General features: G+C 70.3%; 25 protein-coding genes. 8 read left to right on the plus strand and 17 right to left on the minus strand.

What is annotated here, in order from left to right; all coding sequences use genetic code 11:
* The first annotated feature begins 29 nt into the window (after positions 1-29).
* On the plus strand, positions 30-206 hold the full coding sequence (locus HF577_RS04550) for a hypothetical protein (RefSeq protein WP_169394460.1): 177 nt from the start codon (positions 30-32) through the stop codon (positions 204-206).
* A gap of 11 nt (positions 207-217) precedes the next feature.
* Here HF577_RS04550 and HF577_RS04555 read toward each other — a convergent pair whose 3' ends face one another.
* From HF577_RS04555 to HF577_RS37905, 6 genes are all read right to left on the minus strand, one after another.
* Entirely contained in the window at positions 218-376 is a 159-nt protein-coding gene (locus HF577_RS04555) for a DUF6307 family protein (protein WP_169394461.1), read from the minus strand.
* The gene (locus HF577_RS04560; protein WP_211173790.1) at positions 373-909 is read right to left on the minus strand and encodes a DUF5994 family protein; all 537 of its coding nucleotides are present in this window, start codon (positions 907-909) and stop codon (positions 373-375) included. The genes HF577_RS04555 and HF577_RS04560 overlap by 4 nt, the downstream gene beginning before the upstream one ends.
* 232 nt (positions 910-1141) lie before the next feature.
* On the minus strand, positions 1142-1447 hold the full coding sequence (locus HF577_RS39600; protein WP_169394449.1) for an RGCVC family protein: 306 nt from the start codon (positions 1445-1447) through the stop codon (positions 1142-1144).
* Positions 1448-1595: 148 nt separating this feature from the next.
* Positions 1596-2219, minus strand: a complete 624-nt coding sequence (locus HF577_RS04570) for a hypothetical protein (RefSeq protein WP_169394462.1) — start codon at positions 2217-2219, stop codon at positions 1596-1598.
* Between the two features lie 14 nt (positions 2220-2233).
* Positions 2234-3403 (minus strand): alpha/beta hydrolase fold domain-containing protein, encoded by a 1170-nt coding sequence (locus HF577_RS04575; protein ID WP_169394463.1) that lies wholly within the window; start codon positions 3401-3403, stop codon positions 2234-2236.
* A gap of 127 nt (positions 3404-3530) precedes the next feature.
* Positions 3531-4391: a zinc-binding dehydrogenase gene (locus HF577_RS37905; RefSeq protein ID WP_312858941.1), complete on the minus strand. Its 861-nt coding sequence runs from the start codon at positions 4389-4391 to the stop codon at positions 3531-3533.
* A gap of 157 nt (positions 4392-4548) precedes the next feature.
* Between HF577_RS37905 and cynS the strand changes: the two genes are divergently transcribed.
* Both cynS and HF577_RS04590 read left to right on the plus strand, forming a co-directional pair.
* A complete protein-coding gene (gene cynS, locus HF577_RS04585) occupies positions 4549-5013 on the plus strand; it encodes a cyanase (protein ID WP_169394465.1) in 465 nt (154 codons plus the stop codon).
* A 319-nt stretch (positions 5014-5332) separates the two neighbouring features.
* Positions 5333-6493, plus strand: coding sequence for an NAD-dependent formate dehydrogenase (locus HF577_RS04590; protein WP_169394466.1), 1161 nt, complete (start codon positions 5333-5335; stop codon positions 6491-6493).
* Between the two features lie 83 nt (positions 6494-6576).
* Here HF577_RS04590 and HF577_RS04595 read toward each other — a convergent pair whose 3' ends face one another.
* Together HF577_RS04595 and HF577_RS04600 are read right to left on the minus strand one after the other, a co-directional pair.
* The gene (locus HF577_RS04595; RefSeq protein WP_169394467.1) at positions 6577-9027 is read right to left on the minus strand and encodes a hypothetical protein; all 2451 of its coding nucleotides are present in this window, start codon (positions 9025-9027) and stop codon (positions 6577-6579) included.
* A complete protein-coding gene (locus HF577_RS04600) occupies positions 9024-10517 on the minus strand; it encodes an SWIM zinc finger family protein (RefSeq protein ID WP_211173792.1) in 1494 nt (497 codons plus the stop codon). Before HF577_RS04600 ends, HF577_RS04595 begins: the two co-directional genes overlap by 4 nt.
* Before the next feature lie 224 nt (positions 10518-10741).
* Here HF577_RS04600 and HF577_RS04605 point away from each other — a divergent pair, with 224 nt between their 5' ends.
* A complete protein-coding gene (locus tag HF577_RS04605; protein WP_169394468.1) occupies positions 10742-11203 on the plus strand; it encodes a DIP1984 family protein in 462 nt (153 codons plus the stop codon).
* A 261-nt stretch (positions 11204-11464) separates the two neighbouring features.
* Here HF577_RS04605 and HF577_RS04610 read toward each other — a convergent pair whose 3' ends face one another.
* Entirely contained in the window at positions 11465-11935 is a 471-nt protein-coding gene (locus HF577_RS04610) for an NUDIX domain-containing protein (protein ID WP_169394469.1), read from the minus strand.
* A gap of 1076 nt (positions 11936-13011) precedes the next feature.
* Between HF577_RS04610 and HF577_RS04615 the strand changes: the two genes are divergently transcribed.
* Positions 13012-13194, plus strand: a complete 183-nt coding sequence (locus tag HF577_RS04615; protein ID WP_169394470.1) for a YegP family protein — start codon at positions 13012-13014, stop codon at positions 13192-13194.
* 94 nt (positions 13195-13288) lie between these two features.
* On the opposite strand, the gene HF577_RS04620 is transcribed toward HF577_RS04615, so the two are convergent.
* Together HF577_RS04620 and HF577_RS04625 are read right to left on the minus strand one after the other, a co-directional pair.
* The gene (locus HF577_RS04620) at positions 13289-13600 is read right to left on the minus strand and encodes a hypothetical protein (RefSeq protein ID WP_169394471.1); all 312 of its coding nucleotides are present in this window, start codon (positions 13598-13600) and stop codon (positions 13289-13291) included.
* A gap of 268 nt (positions 13601-13868) precedes the next feature.
* Positions 13869-14435 (minus strand): CHRD domain-containing protein, encoded by a 567-nt coding sequence (locus HF577_RS04625; protein ID WP_169394472.1) that lies wholly within the window; start codon positions 14433-14435, stop codon positions 13869-13871.
* Positions 14436-14956: 521 nt separating this feature from the next.
* Between HF577_RS04625 and HF577_RS04630 the strand changes: the two genes are divergently transcribed.
* Both HF577_RS04630 and HF577_RS04635 read left to right on the plus strand, forming a co-directional pair.
* Positions 14957-15871: a GNAT family N-acetyltransferase gene (locus HF577_RS04630; RefSeq protein WP_169394473.1), complete on the plus strand. Its 915-nt coding sequence runs from the start codon at positions 14957-14959 to the stop codon at positions 15869-15871.
* 111 nt (positions 15872-15982) lie between these two features.
* Entirely contained in the window at positions 15983-16405 is a 423-nt protein-coding gene (locus HF577_RS04635; RefSeq protein ID WP_169394474.1) for a hypothetical protein, read from the plus strand.
* Between the two features lie 292 nt (positions 16406-16697).
* Here the strand turns inward: HF577_RS04635 and HF577_RS04640 are convergent, their stop codons facing one another.
* Genes HF577_RS04640 through HF577_RS04665 form a run of 6 tightly spaced genes read right to left on the minus strand, consistent with a single transcriptional unit; the run spans position 16698 to position 21896 of the window.
* Positions 16698-18182 (minus strand): MFS transporter, encoded by a 1485-nt coding sequence (locus HF577_RS04640; RefSeq protein WP_169394475.1) that lies wholly within the window; start codon positions 18180-18182, stop codon positions 16698-16700.
* Positions 18183-18187: 5 nt separating this feature from the next.
* Positions 18188-19765: an FAD-dependent monooxygenase gene (locus HF577_RS04645; protein WP_169394476.1), complete on the minus strand. Its 1578-nt coding sequence runs from the start codon at positions 19763-19765 to the stop codon at positions 18188-18190.
* Complete coding sequence (locus tag HF577_RS40070; protein WP_169394477.1) at positions 19666-20064, minus strand: acyl-CoA-like ligand-binding transcription factor; 399 nt, start codon at positions 20062-20064, stop codon at positions 19666-19668. The genes HF577_RS04645 and HF577_RS40070 overlap by 100 nt, the downstream gene beginning before the upstream one ends.
* Entirely contained in the window at positions 19979-20170 is a 192-nt protein-coding gene (locus HF577_RS04655) for a hypothetical protein (protein ID WP_169394450.1), read from the minus strand. The genes HF577_RS40070 and HF577_RS04655 overlap by 86 nt, the downstream gene beginning before the upstream one ends.
* A gap of 26 nt (positions 20171-20196) precedes the next feature.
* Positions 20197-20955 (minus strand): ABC transporter permease, encoded by a 759-nt coding sequence (locus HF577_RS04660; RefSeq protein ID WP_169394478.1) that lies wholly within the window; start codon positions 20953-20955, stop codon positions 20197-20199.
* Positions 20952-21896: an ABC transporter ATP-binding protein gene (locus tag HF577_RS04665; protein ID WP_169394479.1), complete on the minus strand. Its 945-nt coding sequence runs from the start codon at positions 21894-21896 to the stop codon at positions 20952-20954. Before HF577_RS04665 ends, HF577_RS04660 begins: the two co-directional genes overlap by 4 nt.
* Positions 21897-21943: 47 nt before the next feature.
* Here HF577_RS04665 and HF577_RS04670 point away from each other — a divergent pair, with 47 nt between their 5' ends.
* On the plus strand, positions 21944-22579 hold the full coding sequence (locus tag HF577_RS04670) for a TetR/AcrR family transcriptional regulator (RefSeq protein ID WP_169394480.1): 636 nt from the start codon (positions 21944-21946) through the stop codon (positions 22577-22579).
* Positions 22580-22660 lie beyond the last annotated feature (81 nt).

A 22660-nucleotide genomic window follows, 5' to 3' on the forward strand; every position in this document is an offset into this window, starting at 1 on the left:
GACACCACCGCAGAAAAAGGAGCACCAGGATGATCACTTTTCTTGGGGCGATCATCTTCATGACCGTCATCGCGATCGGCGCAGCCGATTGGAACAGCGGCCTGGGTCTCTTCCAGAAGTACACCCCGGTGTGGCGGGACGCGGACGGCCCGCGAGTTGCCTCGGGGTCCCCGCGCCGCCGCCAGCGCCGCGATCTGGAATCCTGATCGACGCCGTTCTACCGCACTTTCTCCGGAATATGGTCAATGGCGTACAGGACGTGCCCGGCGAGTTCGACGGCCTCTTCCTCGCCGAGCTTCGAGTTCTTCCTCAGTGCGCGGACGACGAGTTGTATGCGCTGGTCGTAGAGCGAGACGTACGTACTGCTGGTGGTCATGATCGGGCCCCTTCCGGGCTGTGAACGGCCGCGCCGTCGATCTCCGACCGCTGGTCAGCGGCATCGTCGGCGGAGCGTGCAGGGGGAGCGAGGAGCAGTGCCTCGACGCTGTCGGTGTTGGCCCGGTCAGCCGCAGCCCGGAGCGCGGCGCGCGCGTGCGGCGCGGTGGCCTCCGGGGCCACGACCAGGAGGGTGACGAGTTGCCGCCGGCTGTAGACGTCGATCGTGTCGCGGTGCTGCGAGCGGTACCCGGCGAGCCGGACACGCGCTCCGTCGATCGTGATCTCGCGACGGGTCGCACCCCAGTCGTCGAGGTTGTAGCTGACACCTTCGACGGTGCCGAGGCGAGCGGTGAGCCCGGCCAGCAGGGCGGGCGCCTCGGCGGCCAGGTCGCGCGTACGGGGCCACCATCCGCCGTCGACGGCGCCGGTGGTCGGCGCTTCCGGCTTCAGGTCCAACCGGAGGCGCTCATGGTCATCGGGGGGAACGCGCGCGACGCTGCGGCTGGCAGGAGTGATGCGGACCGACGTCATGCCGGTGCTCCGTCCCCGGACGACGATCAGCCGTCCGCGTGGACTCTCGCCGGGGACGACAGGGGCTCGAACGCCCGTGCACGGAATGTGCCCGACACCCGGAGATTACACCCGGTTGCTGTGCGTAGGACGCCGATCGGCGGTGCGCCGAGGTTCTGAGGCCGGAACGTCACCGGAGATCACCGGGGCAGGACGGACACCGGGCCCGTCGGACCTGACGGTCGGTGCCGGATCAGGCCGGAAGCCGGCAGACGCAGCCTCGGCCCGTGCCGCCGGCCTTGATCGTCGCGGTGCAGTACCGCGTGCTGATCGCGTCGTGTGCATCCCACGGATGCTCGCAGGCCAGGCAGGCCACCTCGGTCGCGTCCGGGTCAGCGGTGCCGCGCGGCGCCGTGAGGGTCGATGTGGTGGTCTGGGTGCTGGGTGCCGACGTGATGTCGGTGCTCCCGTCCCCGAACGGCAGGATCCGTCCGGTGTGGGCCTTCGTCGAGGACGACGCGAGCTTGGCCGCCCACGTACGGAATGCTCCCGACCCCACCGACGCTACGCCACGAGGGTCGGACAGTCGATTCGCGACGCGAGCCGCAGCGAAGATGCACGAGCTGCTCACCGGGTTCCAGCGGCTCGGGCTCCTACTCCCGCGCTGGAGGCGACCCTCGCCTGAGGCGGTCCCGCCCCCGTCGTCGTCAGCGGCGGGTGAGTTCGCGGTCGAGGTCCTTCCGAAGGTGGACCTCGATGAATACGCGCAGGTAGGGGTCATTCGCCAGCTGGTCGAAGGCGTCCACCAGAAATTGGTCCGGTTCGTCGGTGAGGTGAACGATGCGCCACAGGTTGAGCGGGGCATCCTCCGGACCGTCCACCGAGTGCTCGACGTGGAAGATCGGCTGTCCGGCTCCGGCGGTGAAGACACGGCCGTCGGGTGCCTCGAAACGTTCCGCGCCGAGGAAGTACGCGCGCCGGTTCTCGTGGTCGAGACGCACGTGCTCGATGACTCTCGCGTAGCGGTCGACGTCGGTCCACAGGCGCTGATCGGACACGCGCGTGAAGTCCTCGAACCGGCCGTGGTGCACGCTCGGGAACTTCTCGGCGCTGCCCGGCCGCACCACGGTGGGGATGTAGATGTCCGGCGCGGCGGCCTTGCGCACCTCCATGTCCCACAGCTGGGCGCCGGTGTAGGCGAACGGTGGGTGCACGTCGTAGCGCTCGCGCAGCACGTCGTTCACCGACACCGGCGGCAGCTCCACCGATGTGGTGCCCGAGGCGGCCCACGCCTCCTCGAAGATCGCTTCGTGGTCGAGCTCTCCGGTCATGTTCTCCCCCAGGTTCACTTGTGGTTGGCGAAGGCTTCGTGGATCCAGTCGGTGACGGTTGGCCAGACGGGGTGGCTCGGGTCGACCACATCGAAGTGGGTGCCGCCCTCGACCTCGACGTAGCGGGCGGTACCGCCTTCGGCGTTCACCTTCTCGACGTAGCGCCGGCTCCACTCGGCGGGAACGGCCTCGTCGGTGGTGCCGTGAATGGCGAGAACCGGGACGCCGGCGCCTGCCAGCTCCAGCGGGGAAGTCCAGGCGTAGCGCTCAGGCTGCTCGGCGACGTGGCCACCCAGCAGTAGCTTCACGATCCCCTCGCCGACGGACTCCGCGACCACCGCCCACGCTTCGGGCCGCGCCGGTTCGGGTGCGTTCTTCGGCGGCTCGGCGTCGGGGTCAGCGAGGGCGACGCCGAAGTCGGTGGCGTCGGCGGTCCTGAGGTCGAGCGCGCCGGCGAGTTCGACCAGGCCGATCGGGCTGATCGTGGGATGGGCGCCCGGAGCCTCCGGCGGAAGCACCCCGCGGTGGGCGGCCCATGTGGCCAGGTGACCACCTGCGGAGTGACCGAGGATCACCACGCGGTTCAGGTCGAGCGCCGGGTCCATGCCGTCGAGGGCGTCGACAGCAGCGGCGACGTCGAGAAAGGTGCCGGGCCAGCCGCCGCCCGGTTCGCCGATCCGGCGGTACTCGATGTTCCACACCGCGTACCCGCGGGCGACGAGGTCGTCCACGACGTCGGTGATCTGGCGGCGATCCCAGATGGCCGTCCAGTAGCCACCGTGTACGACGGTCACGACCGGGAAGGGGCCGTCGCCATCGGGCAGGTACAGCTCGCCCACCTGCGAGGGCTCGGGGCCGTAGGCGACGGTGCGGACCCGGCGGGCGCCGTCCTGAGCATCGTCGTATCGCACGCCGCGCTCGGCACCGACCAGCGTGTCGATCGTGGCGAAGAAGGCCGCGATCGCCGGCAGGTTCGCCCCCTTGGCCGTCGACTCGTCCCACGCGGCGTCGTCGGTCCACTCGACGAAATCGAGCCACCTGTTCTCACCGACGCGAACCAGGCGGGCCGACAGGAACCCGCGCCGGTCGGTTCGGAACGCCTGCACCATGTCGGGGCGTGCGTCCAGCATCGCCTGCGTGTTCTCCGGGGCCACCGTGAAGGTGGTCATCTCGATCACGGCCATCGTCCGCTCCTCGCTCGGCCCGGGCTTCTGGTCCTGAATTATTACAGTCACTGATACTGACTAAGTTGCCGGCGTATTCCCGCCGGGGAGCAGGCGGCTGCTCTGGTGACCTCTGGACCGAGGGAGGTCATGCGTCCTCCCCGGGCAGCAGCACGGGTTTGGTGGCGGTGCCGTTCCTCATCATGTCTGCAGCGCCTTCGACCTCGCCCAGCGCGAACGTGGTGACGAGCTTCACGACCGGCAGGCGGCCGGTGGCGACGAGCGCGGCAAGGTCGGGCAGGAAGGTGGGCGGGTTGCTGCGGCCTTCCACGACCCCGAAGATCCGCTTGCTGTTGTTGACCACGTCGGCCACGTCGATGGGTGCGGTGGTGCCGAACGGTGGCACCCCGACCACCGCAGCTGACCCGCCGCCGCGCAGGCTCGTGATGGCCTGGACCAGCACCGCCGGCACCCCGCTGCTCTCGACGACGTGCCCGGCGCCGCCGCCGGTGAGGTCTCTGATCGCCTCGACCGGGTCGGCGGTGCGGGAGCTGACGACGCTGGTCGCGCCGAGCTCACGAGCCAGCTCCCCACCGCCTCGACCCGCACCAGCACCTCGTCCGGGCGGGGGTCGTCGAGCACCAGCGCGCGACGGGCGAACGGCGCCCCGGCCGATGCGACAGCCATCGCGGAGACGGCCGTGGGCATCAGGCGGCGGCCTCGACGACGGCCGCGATTGCCTGGATCTCCATCGTGAGGTCGGAGGCGTCGCCCCGCGAGTAGCCCGTTTCGTGCGCGCGAGTCGCCCGACCCAGCCCCGCGAGTCGCCCGACCCAGCCCCGCGAGTCGCCCGACCCGACCGCGCGAGTCGCCCGATCCGGTCAGGCGGGGCGGCCGGTCGCGCGGGTCGTACGCCCCGCCCGCACGGGGCCCGTTGATCGCTGCGAGACCCGCGTCTCAGCCCCCTGACGGGCGAAACCACGGATCTCGCGGCGACCAACGGGCCCACACCCGCGAGTCGCCCCGTTCCCGCCCGCGGGGTCAAGGACTCCGGTCCGGGTCGCGAGCTCGGACCGGAGGGGCTCGTGGCCTATCAAGCTGTGCAGTCGGTCTACCTTCGGGCGTGACTGTTGCCGTCCCGGGCCCTTCGACGTGAGGATCTCCCGATGAGCAGCATCCCCGTACCGCCCCTCGACCGTCGGCAGGCTGCCACTGCCGTGCTCGCCGCGAAGAAGCGCACCGGTGTGCGCTGGGCCGACCTCGGCAAGGCGATCGGCATGTCCACCGAGTGGACCACCGCGGCCCTGCTCGGCCAGCACCCGCTGACCGATGAGCAGGCCCGCACCCTCGGCTCCGTGCTGGAGCTCGACCCCGACGTCGTCGAGGCGCTGACCCTGCCGCCCGTCCGCGGCAAGGACGTCGCCGACACGTCCGAGCCGCTGGTCTACCGGCTGCAGGAGATGGTCCAGGTCTACGGCAGCACGATCCACGAGCTCGTCCGTGAGGAGTTCGGGGACGGAATCGTCAGCGCCATCGACTTCGAGTTCGAACTCGAACGGGTGCCCGACCCGAAGGGCGACCGCGTCCGTATCACGCTGAACGGGAAGTTCCTGCCCTACCGCACCTGGTAACGGGCACCGGTCACGGGCTCCGCGATTACCGGCACGTCCGGCGACACCCATTTCCTCCTACACCGCGCATGCAGCATGTAGGCCCACTAGTTTCAGTGCAACTAGCCGGCGTCCGCCACCGCCACACGGCTGCGCCAGCCGTCGATCCTCCAGCGGCCCGCCCGGCAGCCGGGCCCCCAGCCCTGGACGGCCCGATTCCGGGTGATCGATGCGATGAATGAGCTCATAGAGAGAATCGTCGTCGCCGCTATTGCCGGACGGCCGCCAATCCGCCACGGTCATTGCCGAGAGGGAATATCGGAATTCGAAGGAGACGGCGATGGCGAAAGTGCTTTGCGTCCTGTACGACGACCCGATCGACGGTTACCCGAAGACTTATGCCCGTGATGGTCTGCCGGTTCTGAACGGCTACCCCGGCGGGCAGACGCTGCCCACCCCGTCAGCGATCGACTTCACCCCCGGCGAGCTGCTGGGCAGCGTGTCCGGTGAGCTCGGCCTGCGGGCCTTCCTCGAAGGCCTGGGCCACGGGCTGGTGGTCACCTCCGACAAGGAGGGACCCGACTCCGAGTTCGACCGCCACCTCGCCGACGCCGAGGTCGTGATCTCCCAGCCGTTCTGGCCTGCCTACCTCACCGCGGAACGCATCGAGAAGGCCCCCAACCTCAAGCTCGCCCTCACCGCCGGGATCGGCTCCGACCACGTCGACCTCGACGCCGCCATCGCCCACGGCGTCACCGTGGCCGAGGTGACCTTCTGCAACAGCATCAGCGTCGCAGAGCATGTCGTGATGATGATCCTGTCCCTGGTGCGCAACTACCTCCCGTCCCACGAGTGGGTTCGACGGGGCGGCTGGAACATCGCCGACAGCGTCGCGCGCTCCTACGACCTGGAAGGCATGGACGTCGGCACGGTCGCCGCAGGCCGCATCGGCCTCGCCGTGCTGCGCCGCCTCGCGCCCTTCGACGTCCGACTGCACTACACCGACCGTCACCGGCTCCCCGCCGCCGTTGAGGAAGAGCTCGGCCTGACCTTCCACGCCAGCACCCAGGACATGGTTCCGCACTGCGACGTGGTCACCATCAACGCGCCGCTGCACCCCGAGACCCAGGGCCTGTTCGGCGACGAACTGCTCGGCACGATGCGCCGCGGCGCCTACCTGATCAACACCGCCCGCGCGCTCATTACCGACCGCGACGCGATCGTCCGAGCCCTGGAGAGCGGGCAGCTCGCCGGCTACGCGGGTGACGTCTGGTACCCCCAGCCCGCCCCGTCCGACCACCCGTGGCGGACGATGCCCCACCAGGGCATGACCCCCCACATCTCCGGCTCCTCACTCTCGGCCCAGGCCCGCTACGCCGCCGGTACCCGCGAGATCCTGGAGTCCTACTTCGCCGCCGCACCCATCCGCGACGAGTACCTGATCGTCGACGCCGGCAAGCTCGCCGGCACCGGAGCCCACTCCTACAGCACCCGCAGCTGACCCACCCACCTCCTCACAGCATTTCGGAGCCGTAGTGCTGTGGGGAGGTGGCTCACGGCAGCACTACGGCTCCGAAACGCGGCTTACACTGCTACGGCCCGCGACAACCTGCGGGCCTCGACGACCAAGCGACTCCGGTCCCGTCGGCCGGCCACCTCGGCCAAGCCGGGTACGGCCCGGCGCGTCGTGCCGGCGGCGGCGGTGCCCGCGGCCAGTGCGAGCAGGTCGGGGACACCTGCGGGACGCGGCAGCGGCATCCCGAGCAGGGCCGGGAGCGCGCCTGCGGTGATGTCCCACACCGCGGCGTCGACCCCCGAGGCTTCGGTGAGAGCGTCGACGGCGCGTCGCAGCACGATCACCCGCCGGGATGCCAGGTCGCCGAGCACCCTGCCCGTCAGGTCACCGTCGAAATCGTCGTTAACTGCCAGGGCCACGAGGGCGTCGACGGCGTAGAGGCGGTCGGCGCTCCTGCTGGCGGCAAGGCCGTAGACGAGACAGACGGCCATGTCGGCCCCGAACGGGCCTCCGCACCGGGCCAGCGTCGGGAGCACCCTGCAGAGATCGCCATTGCGGTCGGGCTCGATCGAGGGCAGCACGTGCGGCCGGAGGTAGGTCGCCACGACCTCCCGGTGTGAGGGCAGGACACCCGGCCACAACAGCGCCAGCCTGCCCCCTGACCTGGGGCCCGCGTCGTCCAAGCTCTGAGTGGACCCGGCGCGGGCAAGCAGATCCGCGAGGCCCGGCTCCTCCGGAAGGGCGGTGCACGCGTCTGGTGTCGTGTCGAGCCAGTGGTGCAGGCGCCGACCCGCGGGTGAGGTGAGACTGGCGGCGCGGGCCGTGAACGCTGGATCGAGGTCACGGGGAAGCCGGAGCAGTGCCTGGGTCAGGTCGGCATCGCCCGGTTGCCGGCCGTCGCGCTCGGCGGCCGCAAGCAGCCGGAGCATCCGATCCGGATCGACGTGCCCGTCGGTGGTGGCCGGGGTGGCCAGCAACTCCGGCGGGGCGGTGCCGGCCCGGAACTGGTCGGCCAGTTCGACCAGCCTGCGGGTGAGCACGGCACTCAGGGCAGGTTCTTTCGGGACGTAGTCGTACGACGGCAGCCGCGACGGGGGTTCGTCCACGCCCGACGCCGCGCGCACCAGGCCGTACCAGCCCCCGGTCCATGGCGAGATGTACGGCGCCAGCGCCGCGGCGAGCCCGTGCCGGTCGGCCCGGAACCCGCGCACCAACCCGTCCAGCACCCGCTCCAGGAGCGGTACCTCGACGGTGCCCCGCAGCACCCGTCTCAGCTCGCCGACGAGCTCCCCGACCGAGGCGGTGGGCTGCAGTGGCAGCGCGACATAGGGCGACGCCGGGCCCGGCGCCACGACGGCGCGCGCTGTGGGCAGGGCCTCCCCCAACAACGCATGGGCCTGACGGGCCAGGTCGCCGGTGAGCTCTGCCGCCGCGGCGCGCAGCGCATCCCGCCCGGCGGTGCCGGCGGCCGACAGATGCCGCGCCACGACCGTCAACGCCTGCTCGGCCAGGTCGACGGCGGCGTTACCCAACCCGCCGGCCAACACCGGCACCAGGACGGGCAGGTGAGCGGGGTCGCGCCGGGCCACCGCGTCCAGCCAGCGCAGCTGGGTGCGGACGAGCTTCTTCTCCGGGCGCAGCAGGACCACCTCGCCGGCCTCGGCCAGCACCGACACCGGGAGCCGGCCCGCGTCGTCCAATGCCCGGAGGGCCAGCTGGGCCGCCTCCGCGACGGCGGTCTGCTCGCTGACCAGCAGACCGAGGTACTCCTGGCGGTGGGCGGCCACCTCGTCGGGAGTGGGCCCGAGGTCGGCGTGCAGGGACAGCACGTCCCGCATCGGGGCGCGGCGGTCGCCGGCCCGCATCCGGTACAGGCAGCCGGTGAGCAGCGCCTCCCGGCTGACCCGGCCCTGGCGGCACAGCTCCAGCAGGCGCGCCATGCCGCCCCAGTACGTCGTGTCGGCGACGGCGCCGTCGACCTCGAACAGGTGCGGCAGCATCACCGGCAACCACGTGTCCGACGAGAACACATAGGGCTCGCTCCGGGAGCTCAGCACGTAGCGCGCCCAGCCCCGCACCATGGCATCGGTCACCACCGGGCCGACTCCGGCGGCGCCCAGCAACGCGTAGGCCAGCGGCCAGTGCAGATCGACGCTGCCCGGCCGCACGCGCTCGGCGAGTTGGCGCGCCACGGAGGCGATCGCCGGCCGCCCCGGGGCAGCGAGCACCCGGGCGACGTGAACGGCCACCGACGGGTCGGCGCTGCGGAGCAGCTCCCTGCGGCGCAACCACACCACCACCCCGGCAACCGTCGGTAGGCACCCGGCGCCGGCAACCAGCAGGGCAGGCACGTGGGGATGCGGCCGGACCGGACCAGGGTCCAGCTCGTCGCGGTAGGCGCGGACCGTGTCGGCCAGAGCGCGGCGGGCCGGCTCGTCGAGCTCGAGCAACACGTCCGCGACCGCGCCGGGGCCGGCGGTCGAGAGCAGGGCACGCAGCCCGTCGCCGTCGAGGCTCATCGGGTCTCCTCCAGGATGGCCGGGGCCGGCACGGCCGGAGAGGAGCAGGGCAGAGCCGGTAGCGGCGACACTGCGAAGGACGGCTCGCTGATCGACACTGCTAGTGCGTGCTTGCACGGGCCCCGACCACCTTGGTGGTCGGCCCACCACCGGCAGGTGCAGCCCAACCGCCCGTCCGAGGTCCGGTGCACCAGGTAGCGCCGCTCCCCCGACAGGACCTCGACGTCCTCGCCCACTCGGCGGACGGCGTCGGCACCGGCGAGTGTCCGGGCCCCGGCAAGGCGCGGATGAAGCGCGGCGAGGCGTTCGGGCGCGTACGGCAGCTCCCGGTGGAAGTAGGCGGCCTCCGCGCAGTCGTAGCCGACCCGCCCCGATCCGGCCAGCACGGCGAGCGCGCTGCGGACGCGGTCGGGGGAGATGCCTCCGCGCGCCGCCACCGCCTCGATGTCGAGCACCGACGCCCCCGCCGACAGCCCGGCGATCAGGCCGGCGTCGATGAGCGCCCGATCCGCCCCGCGTGCTCCCCCGGCATCGGGGGTTTCACCGGTGCCGGGCGGAGCGAGCACCAGGTCGTCGAGCAGCCGACCTTCGCCGGAGAAACCCCGGTCGTTGGCCGGGGACAGCATCAGCCAGAACCGCATGCTGCCCAGGTCCAGCTCCCAGCCGCTGCACGCCGCCGGGCCTCCCGCGGCCACCTGCGGGCCGTAGAGCCGCAAGGATCGAGCAAACCTGAGCAGTGGACGGAGCGGGGCGAGCCGGTGCGCCGCGGGCAGGCACACGGCTCCGGGCACCGCTGCGGTGGAGGCGCGCAGCGATCGGCCGGCCGGCAGCACCCAGCGCACAGCCGGCCCCGCCTGCAGGCGCTGGAAGAATGCTCGTGCCTCGGCGGCGCCCAACTGCGCGCGCGGCTCGAACTCCGCGGCCACCGCCGGTACCTCGGCCAGCCCGCGCAGCCATCTTTCCGGCAGCGGCACCCGCTTCTCCACGAGCGCACCGTCCAGCGTCGCGACGGTCAGGTCGTCGGGGCCTACCGACAGGCGCAGCGGATCACCGGCACCGACCCTGGTCAGCGCCGTGTACAGCGCCGGGTTGATGTCGACGTTGGTGGTGCCCTCGTCGAACCACTCCCCGTCCAGCCCGGGCGCGAGCACGTCCAGCCGCGTGTACACCCCGCAGCAGCCCGACAGGGACTCGAAGCGCAGCCGCTCGCCGTCCCCGGTGACCACCGGGTCGCGGTAGGCGCTTCCCATCCCGCCCTTTCCCCTCCCGTCCGCCGTGCGGCCGGTCCGGCGGAAGTCGGTTCGTGCGAGATCCGCCAGCGCAACGAGCCCGGCTGCGGCCGCCGCGGGGGCGGTGGCGAATCCGGTGAAGAACCGCGGATGTGCCGACGGCCCCCGTGCCGTGCGGCCCCCGGCCGTCTGCAGCACCAGCTTCCGGTTCACCAGCGCGGAGGCGGCCCGATAGCCACTGGTGTGCATCTCGCTACTCATGGTGGTGGAAGGTAGGGCGACCCACCGACACTTCCGGGTGAACGCGTCCACGGGGCTCTATCTCGTACAGCACGCGACGGGCACGAGACGGCGGCGGGCCGAGCACCCGGCCATCTACACGTGTTCGGATCCACCCGACCGGAACGGACGCCAACCCGGGTGACACCCGCACGCCGACTGTTGGATGATCGTTCCGAGCCCGAGAGGGCAGGAGGTGAACCGCTGTGAAACTTGCTGAGGCGCTCGCGCTGCGCGCCGACTCGCGGCGTCGGATCGAGGAGCTACGCGCCCGCATCATCGACAGCGCGATCTACCAGGAGGGCACCGAGCCCGCCGAGGACCCCACTGCGCTGCTCGCCGAGGCGGACCAGCTGTTCGACCAGCTGGAGTCGCTGATCCGCCGGATCAACCGCACCAACTCCGTCACGGACCTCGGCGCGGACGGCACCATGACCGACGCGCTGGCCCGCAGGGACGCGCTGCGGATGCGGCACTCATTGCTGATAGCGGCGGCAGAGGTAGCAGCAGGCCGGGGCAACTTCCGGCAGCTGCGCTCCGAGCTGCGGTATCTATCAGCGCTGCCGGTGGCCCCACTGCGCGCCCGGGCGGACCAGGTGGCTCGGGAGATCCGTGAGCTGGACGGCCGCATCCAGCAGGCGAACTGGGACGTCGAACTGGACGAGTAGAGCCAGGCGGGAGCAGGTAGCCGAACGGGGAGCGGGCACACACCCGATGGGCCGGCGGGTCAATTTCGGCCCTCCGTCGTGTGTGGAGGGCAGCACATGGGGTGCAAACCCCGCATTACAGCGCATGCCCGGAACCGCGCACAGGTGAGCAGTGCACCGTGCACGACGCACTACCACGTGTCGACCCCGTTCGGTGAGGGTGGGTAAGGGGAAACAAGCGCTCCCGCGCACGTCATCGATCTCGGGACTGTGCCGACCGGGTCAGCCCAGGTACGGCTGAACGTCGGCCCGCAACCCGTCGTCGATCCGCACCCGCATGCGCGGATGGATGTCGAGCCCGTCGAGCGCCTGCGGCTCGACCCAGCCCACCTGCGTCGACTCGGCGCTGGTCGTCAGCTCGCCCCCGACCTGCCGCGCCCGGAAGCAGATGGAGAACTCCTGCCGCACCTCGCCGTCCTCATACGCGATGACGTGCCCGGGATGTGAGTAGATGCCGACGAGACCGACGATCTCGACCTCGACACCCGTCTCCTCCAGCGTCTCCCGCACAGCCGCGGACGGCGTGGACTCCCCCACCTCCTGCCCGCCACCCGGCAGCGCCCACTGGCCGTTGTCGGCGCGCTCGATCATCAGCACCCGTCCGGCATCGTCCTGGACGAAGGCGGTCACGCCGACGACGAGGCTGTTGGGCTTCGGCGCTGACGGGTCGTCGAGGTAGTCGATCTTCGGCACACGACCTTGCTACCACCCCGGCGGCCCGGCGGTAACCCGAACGGCCCACTTCCCGCCCGCGAGTCGCCCCATACCTACTGGCACCTCACGAAGATCGGCCGCTGCCGCTCGCGGCGCCATGCTCCGGTCATCCCGACACACCCTGGCCGTCCGTCGGGTAGAGCCTGCCCGGTCGAGCTGCCCGATGCGGCTGCTCGATCCCGTCGACGTACCACGCGACCGGCTGCCGCACCCCGAGTTGGCCGACCACGAACCGAGTCACAGAGACCGCCGAAACGACACGCTGAGGTGGTCAGGCCGCGTACTCGCCGCCCTCCACGACGTCCACGGCCTGTCCTGGCCGGCGATCGCCCGACTGACGGACATCCCGCAGTCCACCGCACATCGTCGCGCCCAGCCGTACCTCGCTACCGAGGACCAGGAAGGGACTTGAGGAGCTGATCGTGGTGGAGATCGCACCTCGCAGCGAAGGGATCCGGGCGAGATCGACCTGGTGGGGGTAGCGAGCACGCAAAACCCCCACCAGGTCGACCTCGCACGCTCGAGTGGGCCGGACAGCGGTCACGGAGGGATAGGCTCAGCGGCGGGCTGCGGCGAACTATCCGGTCCACATCCAGCCGACGCAGGCTCATCTCGCACTGGTGGCATAGGAACGGGGGGTAGCCGACCGGCACCCACTTCCCGGGCCGCGGTTGGACCTGACCCACCTTCGTGCGAACCCCGAGGACTCGGTCGCCGTTTGTGTGTCGTTCATGCCCCGATCCTGGGTTGACAGGACGGTCGCGCTGCCCAGCGTCGGCCACAGATGTTCAACATCAGGCCACGAGACCTCGGACGCACGGCACCTCACGCTGGATGGGGACCAGCCACGCCTCCAACCTGCCGCCGCGAGGGAGGCTGCCGGATCCGCGCCATTCAACCCCTCCCGGCTGCGCGGTGAACAGAAAATCTGCACGTTCGCTCATCCACTGGTGCCGGGCAGAAGCCCCCCAATGAGGCGATAATCGAACCGTCACGACCGCGCTAACGTCATGGCCATCCATATTCTCCACCCCACGGGCAGGGAAAGGATCACCATGTCAGGCAAGTTCGAGGTCTACCAAGATCGATCCGGGAAGTACCGCTTCCGTCTCAAGGCCAGCAACGGCCAGGTCGTGGCGACCGGAGAGGCCTACGAGACGAAAGCGGCGGCGTTGAAGGGCTGCCAATCGGTCGTCAAGGCCGCCACCGGGGCACCCGTCGTCGAAGCCGGGGCCTGACAACCAATGACACTGGGTGGGCGCCTCTCCGGAGGCGCCCACAGCCGCCGACCATCCCCGTCCGGCACAGCCGGTACGCCAGAACGCACTTCCATCACGTGGTCGGCGCAGATCCGGCCTGTTCCGCCTCATCCAACGCGCCGGTCGCCCAGCGCCGTCGGATCAGATCCACAACCTCGGCCAGCGAGTCGACAACCCGGTCATTCCCCGTGAAGCCGTGATCTGGGTCGAACGACACCCCCCATCGGGATGAAGGGTGCCCGTCCAGCACCGCAAAACTGGTGCCTCGCCGAATTGTGATCGACAGTGCGCCGGACGAGAACGCGAAGCTGTCGATTATCTGCACTTCGTCACCGAACGCCGCTCGGATGGCTCTCGTGGCGGCCTCGAGTTCGTCCGCTCCCATTTCGCCTCCGCCTGAAGTCACCGTGCCAGAACCTCTACGCCGGGCCGCAGAGCGGGTTCGAGCCTAGTGCCGTCGACCCGGCCATCGTGGCGCTGTCGTTGAAGCACGGACACGGTGTCGCAGGCGCGGATCTGGGTGGTCGGGGCGGCGCCGCGGGTGGTCACACCGCCGGCGGGGCTGCCGATCGGGGGTCCGGACGATGGTCCGGTCCTCCGACGCAGCCCCGCCGGCGGTGGTGTGGCGCAGCCCCGTCGACCGGCCGTTACACCTAGAGCTGGCCGCGGATGGCGCCGCCGGGGAATTCGGCGGTGTGCAGGTTCACGTAGAATTCGCCGGGGTGGGTCTCGATCTGCCGCAGGAGCGCCTGGTTGGTCACCCTCACCGTGCCGCTCACCGTGTTGCGCCCGGCGGCCACCTTCTTCATGAAGAACGGAACCACGACGGGGCCGTCCTTACCGATCGGGCCCTGGTGGATGTGACCCTCGGTCGGCGCGCTGATGCCCTTCCACGAGAAGAAGTACGTGACCTCGTCACCCTGGATGCTCACCCGGGCGGTTCCGCTGCCGTTCCGGTCGCCGGCCTTCTTCGGGCCACTCGCGACCCGCACCTCGTTCGTGCCCTTCATGACGGTCGAGAAGTGCCAGGCCTTGACGGCGTCGCTCTGCGCTGTGCTGGTCAGAGCGGTCGGCACGACCGCCGCGGTGCTGACCGTCGGAGTGGCGGTGGCCGGTTGCGCGGCCGCGGACGTTCCGGTGAACCCTGCGAGGGCCAGTCCGGCGACCGCCGCGGTGGCGGCCGTCCCGACCAGGACGCGTCGGGTCAGGCTGCGAATCATGTGGATCCTCCTGTTGGTGAACCGATGCCCAGCGCACGAGCTCACATGCCCGAACACGCGCCCGAGGTATCGCCGCGTTCAGCAGGAACAGGAGACGAGAATCATGCTGTACGAGTCGACCGGCCGTGTATTGTCTCCCATTCCGCTCGGGAACCGGACGAATGGCCGGTAGCCCATGAAAGGGTCTGGCATCGCGCCGGTGGCGGTCGGGGGCCACCTCGACGCCATGTGCTGCGCGGCGAATCGCCGCGAAGCCGGGGCGTCGCACCCCATTGCCGCGCCGGAGACGCCGCGTCGATCTCCGCCGGCGGTCGGATCCTCGCCAAGCTGGGACTCCGCACCCGCGTGCACGCGGCGATCTACGCGTACGAGCACGGCCTCGTGGAACGCTGACGTCGGGGTTCGGGCGGACCCCGGTCGCTGTTCATTGTGGTCGACACCCGCCCGGGACACCTCTAGCCTGATGGGCGTACCGCACCGGTGGCGGCTTCCTCCCACACGTCGTGAACAGGAGAGCCGTGATGTCCATCGGAGAGGTAAGGCCGTTTCGCCGCACCGATCGCGACCAGCTGACCGCCCTGGTGAACGCGCACGTCCAAGCGGTCATACCGGGAATGTCTGTCTCGGTCAATGCCGTCCTGAGCCAGCTGGAGCGCGAGCCCGGAGAGTTCATCGTCGACCCATGGGTCAGCGAACGCGCCACCCTCGTCGTCGAGCAACGAGGACGCGTATCTGCTGCCGCTCACATTGTCCGCTACGGCAGCGGATCCGATGTGGGTCCAGCACTACGCGGGACGGGCGAGATCCAGTGGTTGATCTACTGGCCCGATGCGTCGTTCTGGCCGGACTCCTCGGCTGCCGGCGCGGCTGCTGCCCAGGCTGCTGTGGCGGTCCTGCGCCGATGGCAGGTAACCAAGATCGCCGCTGGCGGATCGCTGCCGGCGCCGGGTGTCTACGGCCTGCCCGAGCAGTGGCCGCATGTCCGCGAGGTCCTCGAACGTGTCGGCTTCGTACGAGGGGACCGGACCGAGGTCGTCCTGCTGGCCGACGTCGAGTCCCTCCCGAGCTCGCCGGAACACCACCAAGGTCTCAACCTGGTGCGCACGCTGGGTGTGTCCGGTACGCGATTCACCGCCTGCAGGGACAGAATTGAGGTCGGATACATCGAGATCGACACCGGAATCTGCGGCGCCGGCCGCGTGTCGAGTCATGAGGGGTGGGCCGATGTCGGCAACCTTCATGTAGATGAAGCGCACCGACGCCGCGGTGTCGGTACCTGGCTGGTCGCTCAGGCCGCTGATTGGCTCCGCTTGGCCCGGGTTGATCGGCTGCTCGACTACGCGACAACGCAGGAAATGGCCCGGCTGGCGTTCCTCGAACGGTCGGGGTTCAGCCGTCTTACCGAGACAACCCGAGAGTGGCGGCTCGACATCTGATCTGGGTCAAGCACTCCCCACTGCGTCATCATCGGACGCGTGACCCGGGACCTCGGCCACGGCGCGCCAGTCGTCTAGCCTGCGCGGGTGCGCGCCTCTCCAGGTCAGTGGATGGCGTTCGTCGCTACCGTCGTTGCGGTACTCCTCACTGCCTGCACCGTGCAGGGTTCCGACGTCGCACCAACTCCGCCACCTGAGGGACGAATCGCCAGTGCCACGATCGTGCCGGTGGAGCCGAGCGTGCAGGAGATCCCCGGGCAACCTCCCGACGTGCACTACGGGACGGTTGATGACGCCCAAATCGGCGTGACCTACGAGTACCACCTCTACGTCCACTGCGGGCTGCGGTACGCACGGTTCGCCAACAGATGGTGGGCAGCAAACCCGCCGGTGGATGAGACCTTCTCCGGGAACAGCATGAACTACCTCGACGGAGCAATGACCCTGGTCTCCGCCGATGCTGCTCGGTTCGAATGGACGGATGGACGCGTGGACTTCGTTCCGTCCTCACGGCCCCCCGCCCCTTGCGCCTAGCGAGACCTGAGGAACGACCTCCACGCCGGGAGCTGTGCGCCTTCCCCCCGATCTGGCATAGCCCGACCACGCGGTGGCCCGACGGCGGCCCTCGACGTCCCCGCCGCTACGGAGCCCAGCCTTGGTGGCCGGGAAGAGGCTCGCGCTCCAGCGCGGGTTTCACCTTGGCTCGTCGTGGTTGAGTCGTTGCTCATCCTGCACTCCATTTCATGGCGTATGAACGGGCTGCGCTGTGAGCTCTGGGGTCCTGGCGGAGCCTCGGAGCGAGAGCGGTGCCCCGGTGTGGGCGTTGTCAGCGATTTCGTGAGCCGCCAGGCCGGACCTCTGTCCGCGGGACCGGGGACGTAGGGGTGGCGACTGTCCGTCGAAGGGTTTTGAGGAGCAGGACGGCCATCCCCCCAGCTACGAGGAAGGCCGCGGTGCCGATGCCGACGTAGGTGAGCACACCAACTGCGGAGCTCATGGAGGTGCCCGCGATGGTGACGTGCGTGGCGTCGAGGACGGCGGCACCGACGAAGTTGAAGACGACCGAGCCGATGGCGATCATGGTCATGACCAGGCTCGAGACCGCCGCGTCGCGGTCGAGCGAGACCAGGGTCGAGGCGAGGTTGAACCCGGAGGTGACCAGGGTGCCCGCGGTGAGGCTGAGTAGCAGCGAGCAGACCGCGGCGACGGGTAGCGAGGACACCCCGACGAAGAGCCCGAGGGTGCCGATGGTGCCGATGGCGACTCCGGCGGTCAGGGTGGCGGCCGCTCCGATGCGGTTGGTGAGGACCCCGGATACGACGCCGCCGAGCACGATCCCGATCGGTGGCACGGCATGCAGGATGCTCAACGCCGCCGGGGCTGCGACGCCGTAGCCGAGTCCCTGGGCCGGTGAGACCTGCGTGATGAGGCTGAACAGCTGCAGCATGCTCTGGTAGGCCCCGGTCCCGAACACCACGACGAGCAGCATGAGCACCAGGGGCCGGTTCAGCCCGTTGATGTCGATGATGGGGTCGGCTCGGCGTCGGGCGAGGACGTACCACCCGGCGAGGGCAACGAGCCCGGCCAGGGCCAGGGGTGCGGCGGCGAGCCAGCCGTTGGTGTTGCCGACGCTGATGTAGCCGACCACCATGGCCAGGCCGGCGCCGAGCAGGACCGCTCCGGCGACATCGACCCGGCCGGTCTTCGTGGGGGCTGTCTTCGGGAGCCGGAGGTGCACCAGGACCGCGGTCAGCACCGCGAACACGAACGACGTGATGAACACGACCTGGTAGCCGTACTGCTCGCCCAACGTGGCGAACAGGAAGGCGAACACGATCCCTATCACGGCGTTGCCGCTGGTGACGACGCCGGTCACGACCATCCCGAGGCGCGGGGCGCACAGCTCGCGCACGATCCCGACGGTGAGGAACAGCGATGCGACCGCGGCGCCCTCCACGACTCGCCCGATGACGAACACCCAGAGGGTGGGCGCGGCCAGGCAGATCAGTGCTCCCGCTGCGGCCAGAACCAGCGAGAGGACCAGGATCTGTCGTCTCCCGTGCAGGGCCGCGAGTCGGCCCAGTAGCGGCGCCCACATCGCTCCGGCGAGCATGGCGCTGGCGTTGAGCCAGGCGGGTTGGCCCGCACCGAACTGCTCGAGCAGCTCGGGCAATACCAGCAACGGCGCGGTGATGACGGTGTCAACCACCACGTTGACCAGCAGCAGTATCGCGACATGCCCGATCAGCTCCGGGGTCCACCCCGTGTGTCTTTCGATGGGGGTGCTCGCCGGCGCATGTCCAGCGTCCATCGTGATCAGGCTCCGACGAGATCGGTCGCCCACGAGGCCGGGAGCTCCGCTGGGCCGAACCAGCGCGCGAGAGCCGATCGGAGACCGTCGGCGTCGATTCCGGCCCAGGCGACGTAGCCATCGGGACGGATGAGCAGAGCAGCCGGCGCACCAGTCGTCGCAGCGGCCGCGCGGACGTACTTGACCCGGTCGGTCCAGTGTGAGGTGGCGGCGGCGAGCTCACCGCCTTCGCTGAGGTCGAGCAGCACGGCGCGGCCGTCGCGCTGGAACTCGGCAATACGGTGCCGTCGGCCGTCGGCGGTGCAGAGGTCGAGATTCGGGGCGAACCGGCCCGTCGGGCCCGCGGGATCCTCGTCCCCCATGTCGAGCCGCACGTCGCTGCCGGCCATCAGGTCGGCGACGAGTTGGACGTTCTCGACCCGATCGAGCATCTCCCCGAACAACTCGCGGAGGGCCGTGGTCGGACCTCCCGGCGCCATCAGGGCGGTCTGGGCCTGGGTCTGCATGAACACCCTGCGCCCGATCGCGAGCCGCTCGGACTCGTACGTGTCGAGCAGACCCGGCGACGCCCATCCCTGGACGTCGGCGGCGAGCTTCCACGCCAGGTTGGCCGCGTCCTGCAGGCCCAGGTTGAGCCCGGGACCACCGGAGGCGGAGTGGACGTGGGCGGCATCGCCTGCGAGGAAGACCCGGCCGGCGCGGTAGCGCTCGGCGATACGGGTATTGCACCCCGACAACCGGCGGAGCAGGCCCGGTTCGTCACCGGAGGCCGGTGCGAGCGACGGCCGCACGCCGAGGATCCTCTCGACGCTGTCCTCCATCTCGGTCATGGTCATCGGGGCGCCAGACCCGGGGGAGTCGCCTGCCGGCTCGTCCTCCCATTCCGTGGTGGTCAGATGAGGCCGCTGCGGGTCGAACGGCGCCAGCGTGAACACTCCGCGCTCGGTGCGGTGGAACTGCGGGGAGATCTCACCCAGCCCAGCGACCACGAGCCGGCCCGCAGCGGTGAACCGGAAGGTGTCACTTGGGGCGATGATGGCCGACCGGCTGACGATGTGGTCGTCGGTGATCCCGGGGAAGGCGACGCCCATCTGCTTGCGCACGACACTGCGCGCACCGTCGCAACCGACGAGGTACCGCGCCGAGATCGTGCTCGTCCCAGCCTGATCGCGGACCTCGACGTCGACCTGCGCGGCGTCCTGGGCGAACGACCGGACCTCACAGCCTCGTCGGATCTCCACCCCCAGCTCGGTCGCCCGCTCCGTGAGGACCCTCTCGAACTTCCGCTGGTAGCAGGGGAGCAGGTACATCGGGTTGTCATCTCCGAGGACCCGCAGCCGGAGGGGCAGGGCTCCGAAGAAGAAGCCGGGGGCCGGGATGGGCAACCCACGACCGCCGCAGCGCTCGAACAGACCGCGGTGGTCGAGCAACCGCACGACCTGCCCGGTCAGACCGTGGGCCTTGTCCGTGATGACCGGCTCGGTCAGACGTTCCAGGACCAGGGGGCGCGCGCCCGCGAGCCGCAGCTCGCAGGCGAGAAAGAGGCCGACAGGGCCGGACCCCACGACGACGACGTCATACATGGTTGGTTGTTCCTTCCGTGGGTGAATGGCGCCGCTGGGGCGGGGAGACGCAGCCCCGCGCCGAGCTGGCGGAACGCGTCGCGCAGGAGCGGGACGAGCGGGATTCCAGGTTCGCTTCTGGTCCAGAAGTCGAGGACGAACAGCTGCGTGGTGAGGCCGGCATTCGCGACGAGGCCGGGGTAGGCGTCCCGAGCGGGATCGACACCGATGCGCTCAGCGATGGCCGAGGCAAGCTCCTCGGTCGCGGCCCTCGAGCCCCGAACGATCGCGGCCTGCAGCTCGAGCGCGCAGCACCGCACCCAGCGCCTCTCGGTCGTCGTCGGGACGACCGTGGTGAGGCTGCGGCTTGACCGTGCCTTCGTCGTCGCCGTTCTCGCCGTCGTCGGCGTCGGCGTTGTCAGTCATGAGGAGGTCCTTCCTGGAGGGTGGACTCAGACGTCGCGCGTCCGGAGCGCGACGTGGGCAGCGGCCACGGCGGCCACGGCGGCCACGGTCAGGAGTCCAGATCCGAGCCCGGGGGCGAGCGCGCCGTCCACGGGTACGACGGTGTAGGCGGCCTGCCCGGCGGTGGTCGGCCAGTAGCGGGCGAAGGCGTCGCCGAGGGCCCCGGGCAGAGCTGGAGCGATGGCGGGCACCAGGAGCAGGACACCGACGAGCACGGCGAGGCTGCCGGTGCTCGAGCGGGTCAGGGTTCCGACGGCGAGGCCGATGAGGGCAACGAGGGTCAGGTAGAGCGTGGCGGCGACGAGCGCACCCGCGACGCCGGGGTCGCCGGTGCCGGCGACGGGCAGTCCCGCGCCACCGAGCAGGAGCTGCACCGCGGTGAAGCTGAGCAGCGTCGTGGCGAGGCCAGTGGCGAGCGCAACGGCGGCGACCACCGTGGTCTTCGCCGCGAGCAGCCGGGAACGGGACGGCGTAGTCGTGAGGCTGGTGCCGATCATCCCGGTGCCGTACTCGGCGGTGACGGCGAGCGCGCCGAGCATGCCGATGACCAGCTGCGCGAACAGGAAACCCTTCAGGCTGGCCGCGGTCGGGTCCCAGCCGTCGGGCAGCCCGGACTGTGCCGCGGCGAGCAGGTCAGACGCACCGAGCACGCTGAGCGCGACACCGGCGGCGACGGTGCTCAGGGCGGCGATCCAGGTGCTGCGGACGCTGCGGAGCTTGGTCCATTCGGAGCGCAGAAGGTTCATGCCGCCCGGCTTTCATGGTCGGTGACGTCGTGGGTAAGTCGGAGGAAGACGTCCTCGAGCGACTCGCGAACGCGGCCGAGCTCGTCAAGGGCGATCCCCTCGGCCGCGGCGACCCGGCCGACCTCGGTGGTGTCGGCTCCGGTGACACGCAGGCCGTGCCCAGCGGATTCGAACGCGATGCGCGCTCGACCCAGTGCCCGCGCGAGGCCGTCGAGGTCCGGGGCGCTGACCATGACCGCCTGAGCCGTGTGGGTTTGTACGAACTCGGCGAGGGAGGATTCGGCGACGAGACGGCCCCGGTCGATGACGACGAGATCGTCCGCGGTCAGCTCCATCTCCGACATCAGGTGACTGGAGAACAGGATGGTGCGGCCCTCGGCGGCGAGGTTCCGCATCAGGGAGCGCATCCAGCGGATGCCCTCGGGGTCCAGGCCGTTGAGCGGCTCATCGAGCACCAGGACCCCGGGGTCTCCGAGCAGGGCCGTCGCGATGCCCAGACGCTGGTGCATCCCGAGGGAGAACTCTCCCGCACGGCGGCGGCCCGCGTCGGTCAGCCCGACAAGATCCAGCACCTGTTCGACGCGTCGCCTGCCCAGCCCCGCGGCCTGGGCGAAGACGAGCAGGTGGTCGAACGCAGAGCGGTGCGGATGGACCGCGCGGGCGTCGAGGAGGGCGCCGACGGTCCGTGCAGGGTCGGGGAGGTCGGCGATGTGCTGCCCGCCGATCGTGATCGCGCCCTGCGTCGGCCTGGTCAGCCCTAGGAGCATCCGCAGCGTCGTGCTCTTGCCGGCTCCGTTGGGGCCGAGGAAGCCGGTGACGGCACCCGGCCGCACGGTGAACGACAGCCGGTCGACCACGACCGTGTTGCCGTACCACTTCGTCAGGGCGCGCGCATGAACGCCGGGGGGAGAGGTCGTCGGATCCGCCAGTAGCACGCTCATAAAACTACACGGTGCAGTGTAGTAACGCCTGAGATTATGCTGAGGTCATGGCCGAGACGATGGAGGGGACGCAGGTGTCCCGGCGCCGGATGCGGTCCGAGCGCAAGCGAGCGGCCATCCTGGACGCGGCCGAGGCTCTGTTCGTTTCCGAGGGGTACGAACGCACGAGCGTCGACGCGATCGCGGCCCGTGCGGTGGTATCCAAGCGGACGGTCTACGACTATTTCGAGGACAAGCAGGGGCTCTTCCTGCGCGTGCTCGAGCGGGTCGACGACGCGCTGGTGGCAGCCGTGCGGGAGGCGATAGAGCAGGAGATCACCGAGGGCCGTGATCTGCGGGAGGCGCTGACGGCCTTCGCATCACACGTGGCGACGGAGACGTTTCCTTCGTCGACCTACGTGACGTTTCGCCGATTGGGTTCCCCACGCGGCGCGATCCCCCCGTCGGCGGAGCACGTGCGTGACCGACCCGAGCGGCTGCTCGAGGAGCGTTTCGCACGACTCGCCGCCAGCGGGCAGCTGAGGGTGCCCGACCCGCGACGGGCAGTGCAGCACTTCACCGCCCTGACCATTGCGCTCGCCCTGGACGCAACAGACGACGAACCGGCCGCCGCGGCAGGACAGGCGGAGATCGCCGCGATCATCAGCGACGGGGTGGACGCATTCCTGCGGGCCTACCGCTGACGGGACGACCCTGCCGGAACACGAAGAGGCAGTGCCGCTGGTTCACCGGCCCGCACGCCCGCCAGCGCTACCTACCAGGGG

This window comes from Pseudonocardia xinjiangensis, assembly GCF_012911925.1.
GTDB classification, from domain to species: domain Bacteria; phylum Actinomycetota; class Actinomycetes; order Mycobacteriales; family Pseudonocardiaceae; genus Pseudonocardia; species Pseudonocardia xinjiangensis.